The 14,268-nt window shown below is 38.3% G+C and carries 13 protein-coding genes; 4 read left to right on the top strand and 9 right to left on the bottom strand.

Translation table 11 applies throughout. The annotated features are described in order from the left end of the window. Nucleotides 1-192: 192 nt before the first annotated feature. The 3 genes from ACKXGF_RS06230 to ACKXGF_RS06220 form a co-directional block, all read right to left on the bottom strand. Nucleotides 193-987 (bottom strand): anti-sigma factor domain-containing protein, encoded by a 795-nt coding sequence (locus ACKXGF_RS06230; RefSeq protein WP_411955341.1) that lies wholly within the window; start codon nt 985-987, stop codon nt 193-195. Next, nucleotides 980-1,546, bottom strand: a complete 567-nt coding sequence (locus ACKXGF_RS06225; RefSeq protein WP_411955340.1) for an RNA polymerase sigma factor — start codon at nt 1,544-1,546, stop codon at nt 980-982. Before ACKXGF_RS06225 ends, ACKXGF_RS06230 begins: the two co-directional genes overlap by 8 nt. A 202-nt stretch (nt 1,547-1,748) precedes the next feature. Further along, complete coding sequence (locus tag ACKXGF_RS06220; RefSeq protein ID WP_411955339.1) at nt 1,749-2,657, bottom strand: polysaccharide deacetylase family protein; 909 nt, start codon at nt 2,655-2,657, stop codon at nt 1,749-1,751. A gap of 146 nt (nt 2,658-2,803) precedes the next feature. Here ACKXGF_RS06220 and ACKXGF_RS06215 point away from each other — a divergent pair, with 146 nt between their 5' ends. Next, nucleotides 2,804-4,339, top strand: a complete 1,536-nt coding sequence (locus ACKXGF_RS06215) for a BCCT family transporter (RefSeq protein WP_411955338.1) — start codon at nt 2,804-2,806, stop codon at nt 4,337-4,339. Between the two features lie 143 nt (nt 4,340-4,482). Here ACKXGF_RS06215 and lpdA read toward each other — a convergent pair whose 3' ends face one another. The 5 genes from lpdA to ACKXGF_RS06190 all read right to left on the bottom strand — a co-directional run bounded on the left by lpdA (nt 4,483) and on the right by ACKXGF_RS06190 (nt 10,403). After that, nucleotides 4,483-5,892 carry a dihydrolipoyl dehydrogenase gene (gene lpdA / locus ACKXGF_RS06210; protein WP_411955337.1) on the bottom strand — a complete coding sequence of 470 codons (1,410 nt, stop codon included), beginning with the start codon at nt 5,890-5,892 and terminating at the stop codon, nt 4,483-4,485. A gap of 4 nt (nt 5,893-5,896) precedes the next feature. Then, nucleotides 5,897-7,198, bottom strand: coding sequence for a dihydrolipoamide acetyltransferase family protein (locus tag ACKXGF_RS06205; protein ID WP_411955336.1), 1,302 nt, complete (start codon nt 7,196-7,198; stop codon nt 5,897-5,899). A 27-nt stretch (nt 7,199-7,225) separates the two neighbouring features. Continuing rightward, nucleotides 7,226-8,203 (bottom strand): alpha-ketoacid dehydrogenase subunit beta, encoded by a 978-nt coding sequence (locus tag ACKXGF_RS06200; RefSeq protein ID WP_167264149.1) that lies wholly within the window; start codon nt 8,201-8,203, stop codon nt 7,226-7,228. A gap of 3 nt (nt 8,204-8,206) precedes the next feature. Continuing rightward, entirely contained in the window at nt 8,207-9,250 is a 1,044-nt protein-coding gene (gene pdhA / locus ACKXGF_RS06195) for a pyruvate dehydrogenase (acetyl-transferring) E1 component subunit alpha (protein WP_411955561.1), read from the bottom strand. Between the two features lie 481 nt (nt 9,251-9,731). Beyond that, nucleotides 9,732-10,403: a YkyA family protein gene (locus ACKXGF_RS06190; RefSeq protein ID WP_411955335.1), complete on the bottom strand. Its 672-nt coding sequence runs from the start codon at nt 10,401-10,403 to the stop codon at nt 9,732-9,734. A gap of 170 nt (nt 10,404-10,573) precedes the next feature. Here ACKXGF_RS06190 and def point away from each other — a divergent pair, with 170 nt between their 5' ends. From def to rnjA, 3 genes are all read left to right on the top strand, one after another. Next, nucleotides 10,574-11,131, top strand: coding sequence for a peptide deformylase (def, locus tag ACKXGF_RS06185; RefSeq protein ID WP_411955334.1), 558 nt, complete (start codon nt 10,574-10,576; stop codon nt 11,129-11,131). Between the two features lie 418 nt (nt 11,132-11,549). Then, nucleotides 11,550-11,759: a DNA-dependent RNA polymerase subunit epsilon gene (locus ACKXGF_RS06180; RefSeq protein WP_167264143.1), complete on the top strand. Its 210-nt coding sequence runs from the start codon at nt 11,550-11,552 to the stop codon at nt 11,757-11,759. 3 nt (nt 11,760-11,762) lie between these two features. Then, nucleotides 11,763-13,430 (top strand): ribonuclease J1, encoded by a 1,668-nt coding sequence (rnjA, locus tag ACKXGF_RS06175; protein ID WP_167264141.1) that lies wholly within the window; start codon nt 11,763-11,765, stop codon nt 13,428-13,430. Nucleotides 13,431-13,529: 99 nt separating this feature from the next. Here rnjA and ACKXGF_RS06170 read toward each other — a convergent pair whose 3' ends face one another. Further along, nucleotides 13,530-14,231 carry a potassium channel family protein gene (locus ACKXGF_RS06170; RefSeq protein WP_411955333.1) on the bottom strand — a complete coding sequence of 234 codons (702 nt, stop codon included), beginning with the start codon at nt 14,229-14,231 and terminating at the stop codon, nt 13,530-13,532. Nucleotides 14,232-14,268: the final 37 nt, after the last annotated feature.

Here is a 14,268-nt window from a genome sequence, read left to right as displayed (position 1 = left end):
TCCTTTTTATTGATTTCACAGAGCATACGTGGAGGTTGATGGTTTGGATCACTTTTATTATAAATTATTTTGAAATTTTTGTTGAAAGAATTATGTTACATGTACTTTGTCATATAAAAAACATTTGCCTTGTGCCATATCACTTCAATAGTTATGCAGTAATAAGACACAGACAAATGTTAATGGTGCTATTTACAAACCGGCAGCTAGTAGGATATCCCCTTGAGGAACTTCACTGTTAGGGGTTGGCTCAAGCGTGATGGCAACGGTATCCCAGTTTACATCTTCTAAGTTATCTAAATTAAAGGAAACAGCCCCGCTACCACTTTCACTAGGAACGAAGGTACCAGCTCTGTAAGGCTGTTCATCTTCTAATAACCATACTTGGTAGGCTTCTTCTCCAGAAACTTCCTCTAAATTATCAGCTTGGACTAATAATGTCCGACCTTCTTCGTTTTCCAAAATCGACGCCTGACCGGTCGCATCCATTACTTCAGTTGCATCTAGGGACACGGATTGAATGAGTTGGTCTGTTTGATTTTCAGATTCTTCGACAGGAGTATCTGCAATATCATTCATCTCCATCAGAAGATATATATTTCCTACAAGTGATAAAAACAAAATTGCTGCAATGGTATAAAATGACGCTTGCTTTTTCTGGATCTTTCTTTTTGAGTCATTTTTATAAATAGATGGAACTTTTCTCTCTGTTTCATTTTCCTCTGTTCCTTCTACAGTTTCTGATTCATTACTTGAGTTCGTTTCATCATTTGCGAAAATATTCCCAAGCACACGGTCCTTCATACCTTCAGGAGGGTTAACAGGTTCGGAAGCAAAAGGGAGATCTTCGTGTAATGTGTTTAATTCAGCTAATTCCTGTTGGCATTCCAAACAGTCCTTTAGATGTTCTTCAAATTCTTCCTTCTCTTTTATTGATAACTCCCCGTTAAAATAATCAATCAACCAATTACATTTTTCGTTATTCATCACGCGATCCCCCCTTTTCATCAATTGTCGTCAGATGTTTCTTTAGATGATTTAATGCCAGTCGTATCCGTCCTTTGACTGTCCCAAGCGGAATATCTAGTCTTTCAGATATTTTTTGTTGTGACATTGCATCAAAGTAGAACAAATGGATAACTTCTAATTGATTTGTATTCAATTTACGCATAGCCTCTCGAACCCTTTCAGCATCCTCTTTCCACTCGAACAGCTCTTCTGTTAAAGGTTCTTCACTATACAGCGAATCTCTTTCTTCTAACGTGTAGGTTTGAACTTTCTTTTTTCTTATGATATCGATTGCGGTATTTCTTGCTACTGTCAGAATCCATGAAGAGAACTTTCCTTTCTTTTTTTGGTAAATCCCCTTCTTAGTCCAGATCTTAATAAATACTTCCTGCACGACTTCTTCAGACAGTTCGTTATTCTTCGTCATCTTAAAAGCAAACGAATACAGGAGCTTTTCATACTTCTCGTATAATTCTTCGAGTGCATGTTTGTCGCCCTGTTGGATTGCATCATATAATTCCAAATCCCGATCGCTCATATGAGTCTCCTTTTTGTGCTAAGTTAGTCATTACTATTATAATTAAGAGATCAGCCTTTCACAATTTAAAAGGATTCATTAAGAGTACGTTTGAAAAGAGTGAATGGATGATATTTATCAAAAATCTTCTACAATTCATCTAGGAAATCCTAATTCTACAACTTTAACAAAAAAACTTGGTGTTCACCAAGTTTTTTGCCCCTTATTTATCCGTCGGTAATAATATAGTATCTGGATCGAGCATGTCATATCCTTTGTCGCGCAATCCTTGAACAATGTCTTTCAAAGCTGCGTTCGTCCATTCACGATCATGCATCAGTAGGTTCGCTCCGTCTGATAATAACTCTGTATTAACCATGATGTCTGCAATCGCATCTTTCTCCATGTAATCCTGCTTAAAATCATAGCCATACGACCAATTCATTAACAACATGCCTTCCTCTTCTACCAATTGCTTAGCAAAATCGGTGTTAACGCCATGTGGAGCTCGGAAAAACTCTGGTTTTTCACCTGTCACTTCCTTAATCAATTGGTTAAGAGACAAGATTTCCTCACGCTGCTCTGATTGACTAATTTCACTCAGATTTTTGTGACTATATGTATGGTTACCAATCGGAAAACCCATCTCATGTATTTGTCTAACAATTTCTTGGCTTTCTTCATCTTCCATAAAAATACCATTCACAAAAAATATCGCTGTTGCATCTAGTTCATTCAATGTTTTGGCCATTTCAAGGAATTGACCATCAGGCCCATCATCAATCGTAAGTAAAACAACTTCTGGAGGTGCATCATTAATCGGCCTAAATAAACCGTTATCATTCAATTCATATAAAGGCTTTTGAACTTCTTCATCATTATTACCAGAAGTCGTGTTCTCGTTATCATCTTCCTCTTGATCTTCATCATTTTTTGCTTGAGCTTCATTTTCACTTGGTTCAGTTGTTTCCTCATTTGATTGATCTTCTGTTTCTTTCTTTTCTTCGTCTACTTGTTCATTTGTTTGCTCTTCTTGATTATTAGTTTCTTCACTCGATTCTTTGTTTTCGGTTTCACTTCCACACCCAACTAATGCTAAAATGCACACAAAAAATATGATCCATTTTTTCAATTCTGTTCCCCCTCTTGATCGTCTTTATTTATATTATATCTTACCTTGATCTAAAATGGATAGGTTAATTTATGACTGATTTATGTATGGATTAGAATGACTTGCTAAAACTAACGATGTCTTACTTTCAGATAGGAGGATGTTTTATGAAGAAATCCGTTACACGCGTATTTTATATATCATTAGTTATCGCCATATTATTTATTGCGTGGGGTGTCATTCCTGAAGAAACCTGGCCAAATTGGAACCTTAACACCGTCACAAATAATGTGCAAAGTTTCCTTGTTTCTAAATTTGGTTGGTTTTATTTATTATCTGCCACTGCCTTTTTAATTTTCGCTATTTATTTGATCGTCTCAAAATACGGAAACATTGTCTTGGGTAAAGAAGATGATGAACCTGAATACAATTACTTAACTTGGTTCGGTATGTTATTTAGCGCTGGTATGGGGATTGGTTTGATATTTTGGGGGGCCGCAGAACCTATTTCACATTTTAACTCACCTCCGTATGATGTTAGTGGTGATGGCGAAGCTGGACGCGTTGCTATGCGTTATAGTTTCTTTCATTGGGGTCTTCACCCTTGGGGAATTTACGCGATTTTAGCTTTAGCTTTAGCCTATTTTCAGTTCCGTAAAGAATATCCTGGACTAATTAGTAGTACACTGAAGCCATTATTTGGCGATCGAATGGATGGTAGTTCAGGTACGATCGTTAACACGATTGCCGTGTTTGCCACTGTCTTCGGGGTAGCGACATCACTTGGGCTCGGTGCTCAACAAATCAGCAGTGGCTTAGGTTTCGTTAATGAAAATTTATCTAATACTGTCACTTTGCAATTGATTATTATTGGTGTCGTAACTATTTTATTTATGCTATCTGCTTTGACAGGTTTAGACCGTGGTATTAAATATTTGAGTACGACGAATATCGTGCTAATGTTTGTGCTATTCTTATTTATGTTATTTGCTGGACCGACCAACTTCATTATGAACTATTTCACGACCACACTTGGTAGTTATGTTCAAAATTTACCGTTTATGAGTTTTCGTACAACGCCATTTAATCCAGATAATACAGGATGGCTTGAAAGCTGGACGATTTTCTATTGGGCATGGTGGATTGCTTGGGCTCCCTTTGTTGGTATGTTTATCGCACGTGTTTCACGAGGAAGAACCGTTCGTGAATTTATCATCGGTGTTCTTCTAGTCCCGACGATTTTCGGTGCTCTTTGGTTTTCAGCTTTCGGCGGTTCAGCAATCTCCCTCGAATATCATCACGGGATGGATATACAAACGGTTATAAATAGTGTAGGTGCAGAAGGGGCCTTATTCACAGTCTTAGAAAACTATCCCTTACAACTTTTCACGACATTACTGACAATCTTATTAATTAGCACATTCTTTATCACATCTGCCGATTCAGCCACTTTCGTATTAGGCATGCAAACGACTGGTGGCGATCTTAATCCTGATTTGAAAGTAAAACTTGCATGGGGGATTGTTCAGTCTGCAACAGCTGCCGTTTTATTATGGCAAGGTGGTTTAGGTGCTTTACAAACCGCTTCAATCATTGCCGCCTTCCCGTTTGTGTTTATACTCATTATGATTATATTCTCTATTGTTAAAGCTTTTCGAGAAGAAGCAAAACAACACGACCTCAAACGCCGCAAATATAAATAGTTTTGAAATAAATGCATGCATTTATTTCAAAACTTCCTTCAGTTATTTAATAAGTTCACTGATTTATTTAATAAATGAGGAGAACATACAAAAACCCGCAAAATGTCGATCAACATTTTGCGGGTTTAATCAATTAATTGAGTTTATTTTGTGATATGAATTGGCATGCCCATTGCTAGGTCTGCTGCTTCCATAACTGTTTCACCTAATGTTGGGTGAGCATGAATGGTTAATGCTAAGTCTTCAGCTGTCATTCCAGCTTCAACTGCTAAACCAATTTCTGCGATTAAGTCACTTGCATTTGGTCCAGCCACTTGACCACCAATTACAAGACCATCTGATTGACGTGTAATAAGCTTCACGAAACCTTCAGAGTCATTTAGTGATAACGCACGGCCGTTAGCGCCGAATGGGAATTTCGAAGCGTCTACTTCAAATCCAGCTTCTTTCGCGCTATCTTCTGAGTGACCAACACTTGCTAATTCTGGATCACTAAAGACAACAGCTGGAATTCCAAGATAGTCGATCTCAGATTTCTCACCACTAATTGCCTCAGCTGCAATTTTACCTTCATAAGAAGCTTTGTGTGCAAGTGGTGGTCCATCAACAATGTCACCAATCGCATAGATGTTATCTAAGCTTGTACGACACTGTTTGTCAATTTTGATTAGACCATTATCGTCCATCTCAACGCCCATTTCATCTAGACCGATTTCATCAGTGTTTGGACGACGACCAACTGTTACTAATAGATAGTCAGCTTCTACCGTTTTTTCTTCACCTTTTTCTTCATACGTTACTTTAACACCATTATCTGTTTCTTCAACACCTTGTGCCATCGCTTTTGTCACGACATCGACGCCTTTCTTCTTAAGACGTTTCTTCACAAGTTGTGTCATGCCTTTTTCGAATCCACCTAGGATATCTTCTGTACCTTCAAGAATAGTTACTTCTGTACCAAAGCTAGCGTATGCACCACCAAGCTCAGTACCGATGTAACCACCACCGATCACAACCATTTTTTCTGGAATTTCATCTAATTCAAGTGCTCCTGTTGAATCTAGAACACGGTCAGAGTATGGGAATGGTTTAAGTTCTACTGGACGAGAACCTGTTGCAACAATCGCATTTTTGAACTTATACGTCTGAGATTGTTTGTCGTCCATGATCTTCGCTGTATTCTGATCAACAAAGTAAACTTCACCTTTAACAATATCTGCTTTGTTGGACTTAAGTAAGCCTTCAACACCGCCAGTCAATTTGTTTACGACTTGGCCTTTCCACTCTTGTACTTTTGAGAAGTCAACAGATACGTTTTCAGCTGTAATCCCCATATCTTCAGAATCATTTGCTTGCTCATAACGGTGACCTGCTGAGATAAGTGCTTTAGACGGCACACATCCAACGTTTAAACAAACGCCACCTAAATTACCTTTATCAACAATCGTGACACTCTGACCCATTTGTGCAGCACGAATGGCTGCTACATATCCGCCTGGGCCTGCCCCTACGACTAACGTATCGACCTCAACTGGGAAATCTCCTACTACCATAAATCTACGCCTCCATCATAATTAATTGTGGATCTTCTAATAATCGTTTAACATGGTTCATCGCGTGTTGCGCTGTTGCACCATCAATAATACGGTGGTCAAAACTTAATGATACCGCTAAGACTGGTGCTGCAACCACTTCACCGTCACGTACAACTGGTTCTTCACTAATGCGACCAATACCTAGAATCGCGACTTCTGGATGGTTAATAACTGGTGTGAACCATTTACCACCTGCTGAACCAATATTCGTAATCGATGTTGATGCACCTTTCATCTCTTCTGAAGCTAGTTTACCATCACGAGCTTTCGTTGCCAACTCGTTGATTTCATCAGAGATACTGAAGATCGACTTACGATCAGCGTCTTTTACAACTGGTACGAGTAGGCCTTTATCCGTATCGGCTGCAATACCAATATTGTAATAATGTTTTTGAATTAATTCATCTGTATCATCATCAAATGACGTGTTAAGCACAGGGTATTTCTTAATAGTTGAAACTAATGCTTTAACTACATAAGGTAGATAAGTCAATTTAATATCTTGTTCTGCCGCAACTTCTTTAAATTTCTTGCGGTGATTGACTAGTTCTGTCACATCAACGTCATCCATTAATGTTACGTGTGGAGCAGTCTGTTTTGATTTAACCATTGCTTTAGCAATTGATTTACGAATGCCACTAATTTTCTCACGTGTCTCAGGATATTGACCCTCAAGTGCAGGTTCTTGCTTACTGCCTTTAGCTGGTTGCTCTTCGCTAGTTTCTTCAGCCTCTGCAGTCTCTGCAGGTTGATCTCCACTTAAGAAGGTATCAATATCTTCTTTTAGAATGCGACCATTTTTACCTGAACCTTGTACTTTTTGAATGTTCACTTCATTTTCACGGGCATATTTACGAACAGATGGCATCGCAATAACACGTTCGCCTTCATCATCTGAATCTTCACGATCTTGTGTTGTGCTCTCTTTAGATTCAGACTTCTGTTCTTTCTGTTCTTCTTTTTCTTCTTTTTGATCTTCAGCGTCTTCTGATTCACTTTCATCATCAGACCCTTGATCCTCATATCCTTCAGCATCAATCGTAACGATTACTTGTCCAACCGTTGCGACCTCTCCTTCATCAACATGAACGTCGCTAACTGTTCCTTCAACGGGTGATGGAATTTCAACAACGGCTTTATCGTTTTGCACTTCGCAAAGCACGTCGTCTTCCTGGATTTCATCACCTGCTTTAATAAACCACTTGGCTATCTCACCTTCATGGATCCCTTCACCAATATCTGGTAATTTAAATTCAAAGGCCACTATGATACCCTCCTGTCTTTGACTTCATTAAAAGTTGATTGATTGTTTTGCTTTCTCAACAATATCGTTATGATTTGGTAACCATACTTCTTCTGCTTCAGAAAATGGATAGACTGTATCCGGTGCAGTAACCCGTAATACGGGTGCTTCTAAATGCAAGATTGCTCTTTCTTGAATCTCTGAAACAACGCTTGCTGCAATACCTGCTTGACGCTGAGCCTCTTGAATTACGACAGCACGATTCGTTTTCTCAACAGATTCAATAATCGTGTCGTAATCAACCGGGCTAACGGTCCGTAAGTCAATCACTTCAGCTTCAATACCATCTTCTTTTAATTCTTCTGCTGCTTTAAGAGCCGCGTGAACCATCGCGCCGTAAGCGACAAATGTAATGTCACTACCTTCTTTTTTCACATTTGCTTTACCTAAATCAACCGTATACTCTTCTTCTGGAACTTCTTCACGGAATGAACGATAAAGTTTCATATGTTCTAAGAAAATAACTGGATCATTTTCACGAATAGATTGAATTAATAATCCTTTTGCATCGTATGGGTTTGACGGAATGACAACACGTAAACCTGGTTGTTGCGCCATCAACCCTTCTAAACTGTCAGCGTGCAATTCTGGCGTATGAACACCACCACCAAAAGGTGAACGAATTGTGATTGGTGCATGCCAGCGACCACCTGAACGGTAACGTAGACGAGCAGCTTGTCCACTCACAGCATCCATTGCTTCAAATACGAAGCCGAAGAATTGAATTTCAGGAACTGGACGTAAACCTTGTGTTGACATACCAACGGATAAGCCAATAATTCCTGATTCAGCTAACGGCGTATCAAAGACACGATCTTCTCCGAATTCTTCTTGAAGCCCTTCTGTTGCACGGAAAACACCACCGTTTTGGCCGACGTCTTCACCGAACACAAGGACGTCTTCATCATTTTTAAGCTCTGTTTGTAAAGCGTTAGTGATTGCTTGAATCATCGTCATTTGTGCCATGGCTTACTTCGACTCCTTTTCTTTATATTCTTCCATTTGTCTTTCTAAATTTTGTGGAAGTCTATCGTACATAATTGACATTAAGTCCGTTACTTTTTGCTTATCTTGCTGGTCAGCATCTTTAATCGCTGCTTTAATTTCTTCTTTTGCTGTTTCAATGATTTCATTTTCTTTCTCTTCAGACCATAAATCTTTAGACTCTAAATATTTACGGAAACGTACAAGTGGATCACGTTTTTCCCATTCGTCGTCCATATCATCTGTACGATAACGCGTTGGATCGTCACCAGCCATTGTATGTGGACCGTAACGATAAGTCATCGTTTCAATCATTGTTGGACCATCACCATTAATAGCGCGTTCACGTGCTTCTTTAACGACTTGGTATACGGCTAGTACATCCATTCCATCAACTAAGAAGCCAGGAACACCAGCAGCCGCTGCCTTTTGAGCAATAGTGTCTGCTGCAGACTGCTTTTCAACTGGAACAGAGATGGCAAATTGGTTATTTTGCACAACGAAAATAGCTGGTGCTTGGTAAGCTCCTGCAAAGTTAACACCTTCATAGAAATCACCTTGCGAAGCACCACCATCGCCAGTATAAGTTACTGCGACATTTTGTTTTCCAGTACGCTTCATACCTAATGCCACTCCTGCAGCTTGAGTAATTTGCGCACCAATGATAATTTGCGGGCTTACCGCATTCACGTCTTCTGGCATTTGGTTACCGTGATAATGGCCGCGTGAAAATAAAAACGCTTGATACAATGGTAGTCCGTGGAAAATTAATTGAGGAACATCACGATAAGCTGGAAGCAAGAAATCCTCTTTCTCCATTGCAAAGTGACTTCCTAATTGTGATGCCTCCTGACCAGCAGTAGGTGCATAGAAACCTAATCGACCTTGACGGTTCAATGCAATTGAACGTTGGTCTAACACACGTGTGTAAACCATACGGCGCATTAATTCAACAAGATCATCATCTGATAAATCAGGGAGGTTATCTTCATCTACAATTTGACCATTTTCATCTAAAATTTGAATCATTTCGAACTGTTCTTCGATACCTTCAAGTGGACTTTTAAAACTCACGTAGGTCACCTCTTCCTTTCATCTTAAAAATTTTTGTTATGGAATGATTTAACGTCCTAATTTAATGAATACCTATCCTTTTTATATGTACCCATAATCGATTAACGTTAATCATAAAAAACTGTTACAACATTCTGCTAGAATGAATTAGTACAACATCCATCTATTAAGTAGTTTATCCTAAAAGAATATTTTTCGTCAAACACTTTTGATTATGCATGATGATAAACATTTTTAATAAATACTATTCAACTCAATAACTGAAACTGTTACAGCAAATTGTCATCTCTGTATTATAACAGAAAACACATTAAGAAAGCGTTTTCTTACCCCAGTCAATATCAACTTGAGCGAGACTTGGTATTCCTTGTATTTGAAACATGTTTGGATATAAAAAAGCACACGTATTAATACGTGTGCTCTGTCCTACAACAACTTACTCAGATTCGCCATTTCCACCTTCAAATTCTACATTTAGGTCAACTGTTTCATAAAATTCTCGTTTAAGGTTATTAAAGCTTTCTGTCTTATCATTAAATGTTTGTTGAGCCGAAGTGATATCATCGTAACTTGAATTGATCTCATCTACTTGTTCGTCTAAAGCTTCTTGCTCCAAGTCTTCATTTGCCAACATGTTATATAGCTCTTGATCTAAATCCAATGATTTATTATAAGCATCATAAACATTTTGGAATGCTTCATAACGTTCGTTCATAGTGGTTACCATATTATTCGCTACTTCTTGTGCTTCCTCATCCAAGTTTTCTATTGACTCTTCAACTTGATCAAATTCTTCTTTTGCAGCATCGATACTCGTTTTTTCTTGTTCAATCAATTCTCTGCGTTCTTCTAAAAGGGCTTGTGCTTCTTCAACTGTGCCTTGAATCTCATCTAATTCATTCATGTTAACTTCGATTAACTCATTATATAATTCTTGTTCCTGTTGTTCTACGTCTACTAATTCCTCTTGTGCGTCGTGAAAACCTGATTCTTCTTCGACAGAAGCCTCTAGATGATTATAGATGTCTTCTGCTGCTTGATTGGAATTGCAAGCGACTAGAAACGTCGTGATCGTAATCATTATAAACAATAAGCTAAGTTTTTTCATCTCGTCATTCCCTTTCTGATCTTCAATAGTTCAATTCTTTTATTTACATCTATATAACAAGTAAAGTATAGCATATTTCTGTTTTAAAAATATACAACTTCCATGATGATTTTATAGGTTTTATGCTAAAATAGATGATGGAATTTGTGCAATAAGAAAGGATGTCACTAATGATCACAATGGATGATATTGTTCGTGAAGGACACGAGAGACTACGACAACGCACCGAGAACGTCACCCTTCCTCCTTCAGACGAAGATCAATATACATTAAATGAGATGCTTCAATTTATTAAAAACAGCCAAGATGAGGAACTAGCTGAACAATATGACTTGAGACCCGGTGTTGGATTAGCAGCTCCCCAAATCGGCTTAGCCAAGCGGATGATGGCTGTTCACTTCACAGATGCAAATGACCGAGAATACAGCAATGGTTACTACAATCCACGCATTGTCAGTCATTCAGTCGAGCAAACTTATTTACCAGGTGGAGAAGGATGTTTGAGTGTTGACCGTGATGTGCCTGGAATCGTTCCACGCCATGCACGTATTACTGTTAAAGCCACAACCTTAGATGGCGAAGACGTAAAAATTCGACTCAAAGGTTACGCAGCCTGTGTTTTTCAACATGAAATTGATCACTTAAACGGTGTTATGTTTTATGACCATATTAATCAAGATGACCCAATGTCTCCACCAGAAGGCGCTGTATCCGTCGATGAATTATAATTCAAAGACGATTTTTAAGGTACTGACGAACTTTGTCAGTACTTTTTTTGTATTTATTATTTTATTTATGGTGAGGAACAGTATATAATAAAGATAGGATTTATTATGGGCATTGAATAAAACAATCACTGTACCAATCATAGCTATGCGATCAGTTGCGATCTTATTACCAACCTACTACTAGTTGTATATCATACTGAAAGGAGATGTATGGTATAATGTTGAAACGGTTGCGTGAAAAAATTAAAAAACGTCTAAAAAAAGTACTAAGATCTAAACAAGGTGCAAGTACGTAAATTATCACCTTTTATTTCGCATGGTATCAAATTGAATTTGTTTAATAATGCTTAATTGCATTTTATATAGCTATACGGATAGGAATGAACGTAAAACTAATCTAAGTAAGGAGAGAGACAAAATGGTATTCAAAGTACTCTATCAAGAAAACATTACAGAAGCTCCAGTACGTGAAGAAACAAAAACCATGTACGTTGAAGCAGAAACCAAACGTGAAGTCCGTGAAAAGCTAGCAGACCGTCCGTATAATATTGAACATGTCCAAGAATTAAGTGAGGCTCATTTAGCCTATGAACAACAATCCGAAAACTTTAAAGTAGAGGATCTCTAACGCATGAAGTTTGTTAAAAACGATCAAGTTGCGATATTTGCGTTAGGTGGTCTTGGTGAAATTGGTAAAAATACGTACGGCATTCAATTCCAAGACGAAATTATTTTAGTCGATGCTGGTATTAAATTCCCAGAAGATGAATTATTAGGCATTGATTATGTCATCCCGGATTATACGTATTTAATCCAAAACCAAGACAAGATTAAAGGATTGTTTCTTACACATGGACACGAAGACCACATCGGTGGGATTCCATATTTATTACGCGAGATGAACATCCCGATTTACGGCGGGAAGCTAGCAATCGGCTTAGTCCGAAACAAGTTAGAAGAGCACGGTTTACTCCGTAGCGCTGATTTGAACGAAATTCAGGAAGATGACGTGATTAAATTCCGTAAAACATCCGTCAGTTTCTTCCGTACAACACACAGCATTCCCGATTCATTCGGTATTGTTGTCAAAACACCACCTGGAAACATCGTTCACACAGGTGACTTTAAATTTGATTTCACCCCTGTTGGTGAACCAGCCAATCTATCTAAAATGGCTGAAATCGGTTCAGAAGGTGTTTTAGCCCTCTTATCAGATAGTACAAACAGTGAAGTTCCAGGCTTTAGTCTATCTGAAAGCGTTGTAGGCGAAAGTATCCAAAATATATTCGACGAAGTGAGTGGACGAATCATTTTTGCAACATTCGCATCGAATATTTACCGTCTGCAACAAGTAGTCCAATCAGCAATTAAGAATAAACGGAAAATTGTTGTCTTTGGACGAAGCATGGAAAACGCAATTAAAATCGGTCAGAAACTTGGTTACATTCAAGCACCGAAAGATACATTTATTGAACCTAACCAAATTTCGAAAACACCAAGTGATGAGTTGGTTATTCTCTGTACAGGCTCACAAGGTGAATCATTAGCGGCATTATCACGTATCGCTAATGGCACACATCGCCATGTACAGATCCAACCAGATGACACAGTTGTCTTTTCATCATCACCGATTCCTGGTAACACAATTAGTATTAATCGTAATATTAATAAATTGTACCGTGCCGGTGCGAATGTCATTCATGGATCATTAAATGATATTCACACTTCAGGACATGGTGCACAAGAAGAACAAAAATTAATGTTACGTTTACTAAAACCACAATATTTTATGCCAATTCACGGTGAATACCGTATGTTAGCTGAACATATTAATTTAGCTGAACAAACAGGTGTCCCTCGTAAAAACAGTTTCATTATGGATAACGGGGATGTCCTAGCTCTTGGCAAAAATAAAGTAGGTGTTGCTGGTAAGATTCCATCTGGTTCAGTTTATGTAGATGGTAGTGGAATTGGTGATATTGGTAACATCGTCCTTCGCGACCGTCGCATCCTTTCTGAGGAAGGCTTAGTTGTCGTGGTGGTAAGTATCGATATGAAAGAATTCCGAATTGCTTCTGGACCTGATATTATCTCTCGTGGTTTCGTCTATATGCGCGAATCAGAGGATCTAATCAAAGATGCACAAGGTCTAGTTGCGAACCATTTAGAAAAAGTAATGGAACGTAAGACGACGCAATGGTCTGAAATTAAAAATGAAATTACGGATACAATTCAGCCATTCTTATATGATAAAACGAAGCGTCGTCCGATGATTTTACCGATCATCATGGAAGTATAATTAAATCATTCCTATCCAACGTAGTAAGCCCCCATCGCCTTTTGGCGATGGGGGCTTTTAATATTGATTTATAACTTATTTTTACTTAACAATCACAATCTAATCTTCAATAACAAGTGCTTTTTCAAATCGATGAATATCTTGGTCAGCACCAATCACGATGATAACATCATCTCGATGAATGACATCATCCGCCATTGGCGATACATTGATATCATCTCCTCGTTTGATCGCCACAACGTTACAACCAAAACGAGCACGAATATCAAGATCAATTAATGTCTTATCATTCATCTTCTCTCCTGCTTTTACTTCAACGACACTGTGCTCATCTGATAGCTCTAGATAATCTAGAATATTGCTTGAAATAATGCTATGAGCAATGCGTTTACCCATATCACGCTCAGGGTGCACGACTTCATCAGCACCTATCTTATTCAAGACTTTTTCATGGTAATCATTTTGAGCTTTGACCGTAATCATTTTAATTCCTAATTCTTTAACGATTAAGGTTGTTAGAATACTTGCATGAATATTATCGCCGATTGCGACGATGATATGGTCAATATTTCGAATGCCTATATCTTTTAAAGCTAATTCGTCTGTTGAATCTGCAATAACCGCATGTGATGCAATATCTTTATATTCGTTAATCTTTTCCTCATCTGAATCGATTACAAGAACTTCCATACCTTCACGAGCAAGTTCTTTACAAATACTACCGCCAAAACGGCCGAGACCGATGACACCATAGAGATGCTTACTCAACTGCCTTCCTCCTCTTTTGTCTATACTGAGCATAGTCTACCATATATCACATGCTATTTGTCGAATGATT

It is taken from the genome of Alkalibacillus sp. S2W (genome assembly GCF_046764385.1).
GTDB classification, from domain to species: Bacteria; Bacillota; Bacilli; order Bacillales; family Alkalibacillaceae; genus Alkalibacillus; species Alkalibacillus almallahensis.
Note: the sequence above shows the minus strand (reverse complement) of the source record. Positions and strands in the feature narration are given on the sequence as shown.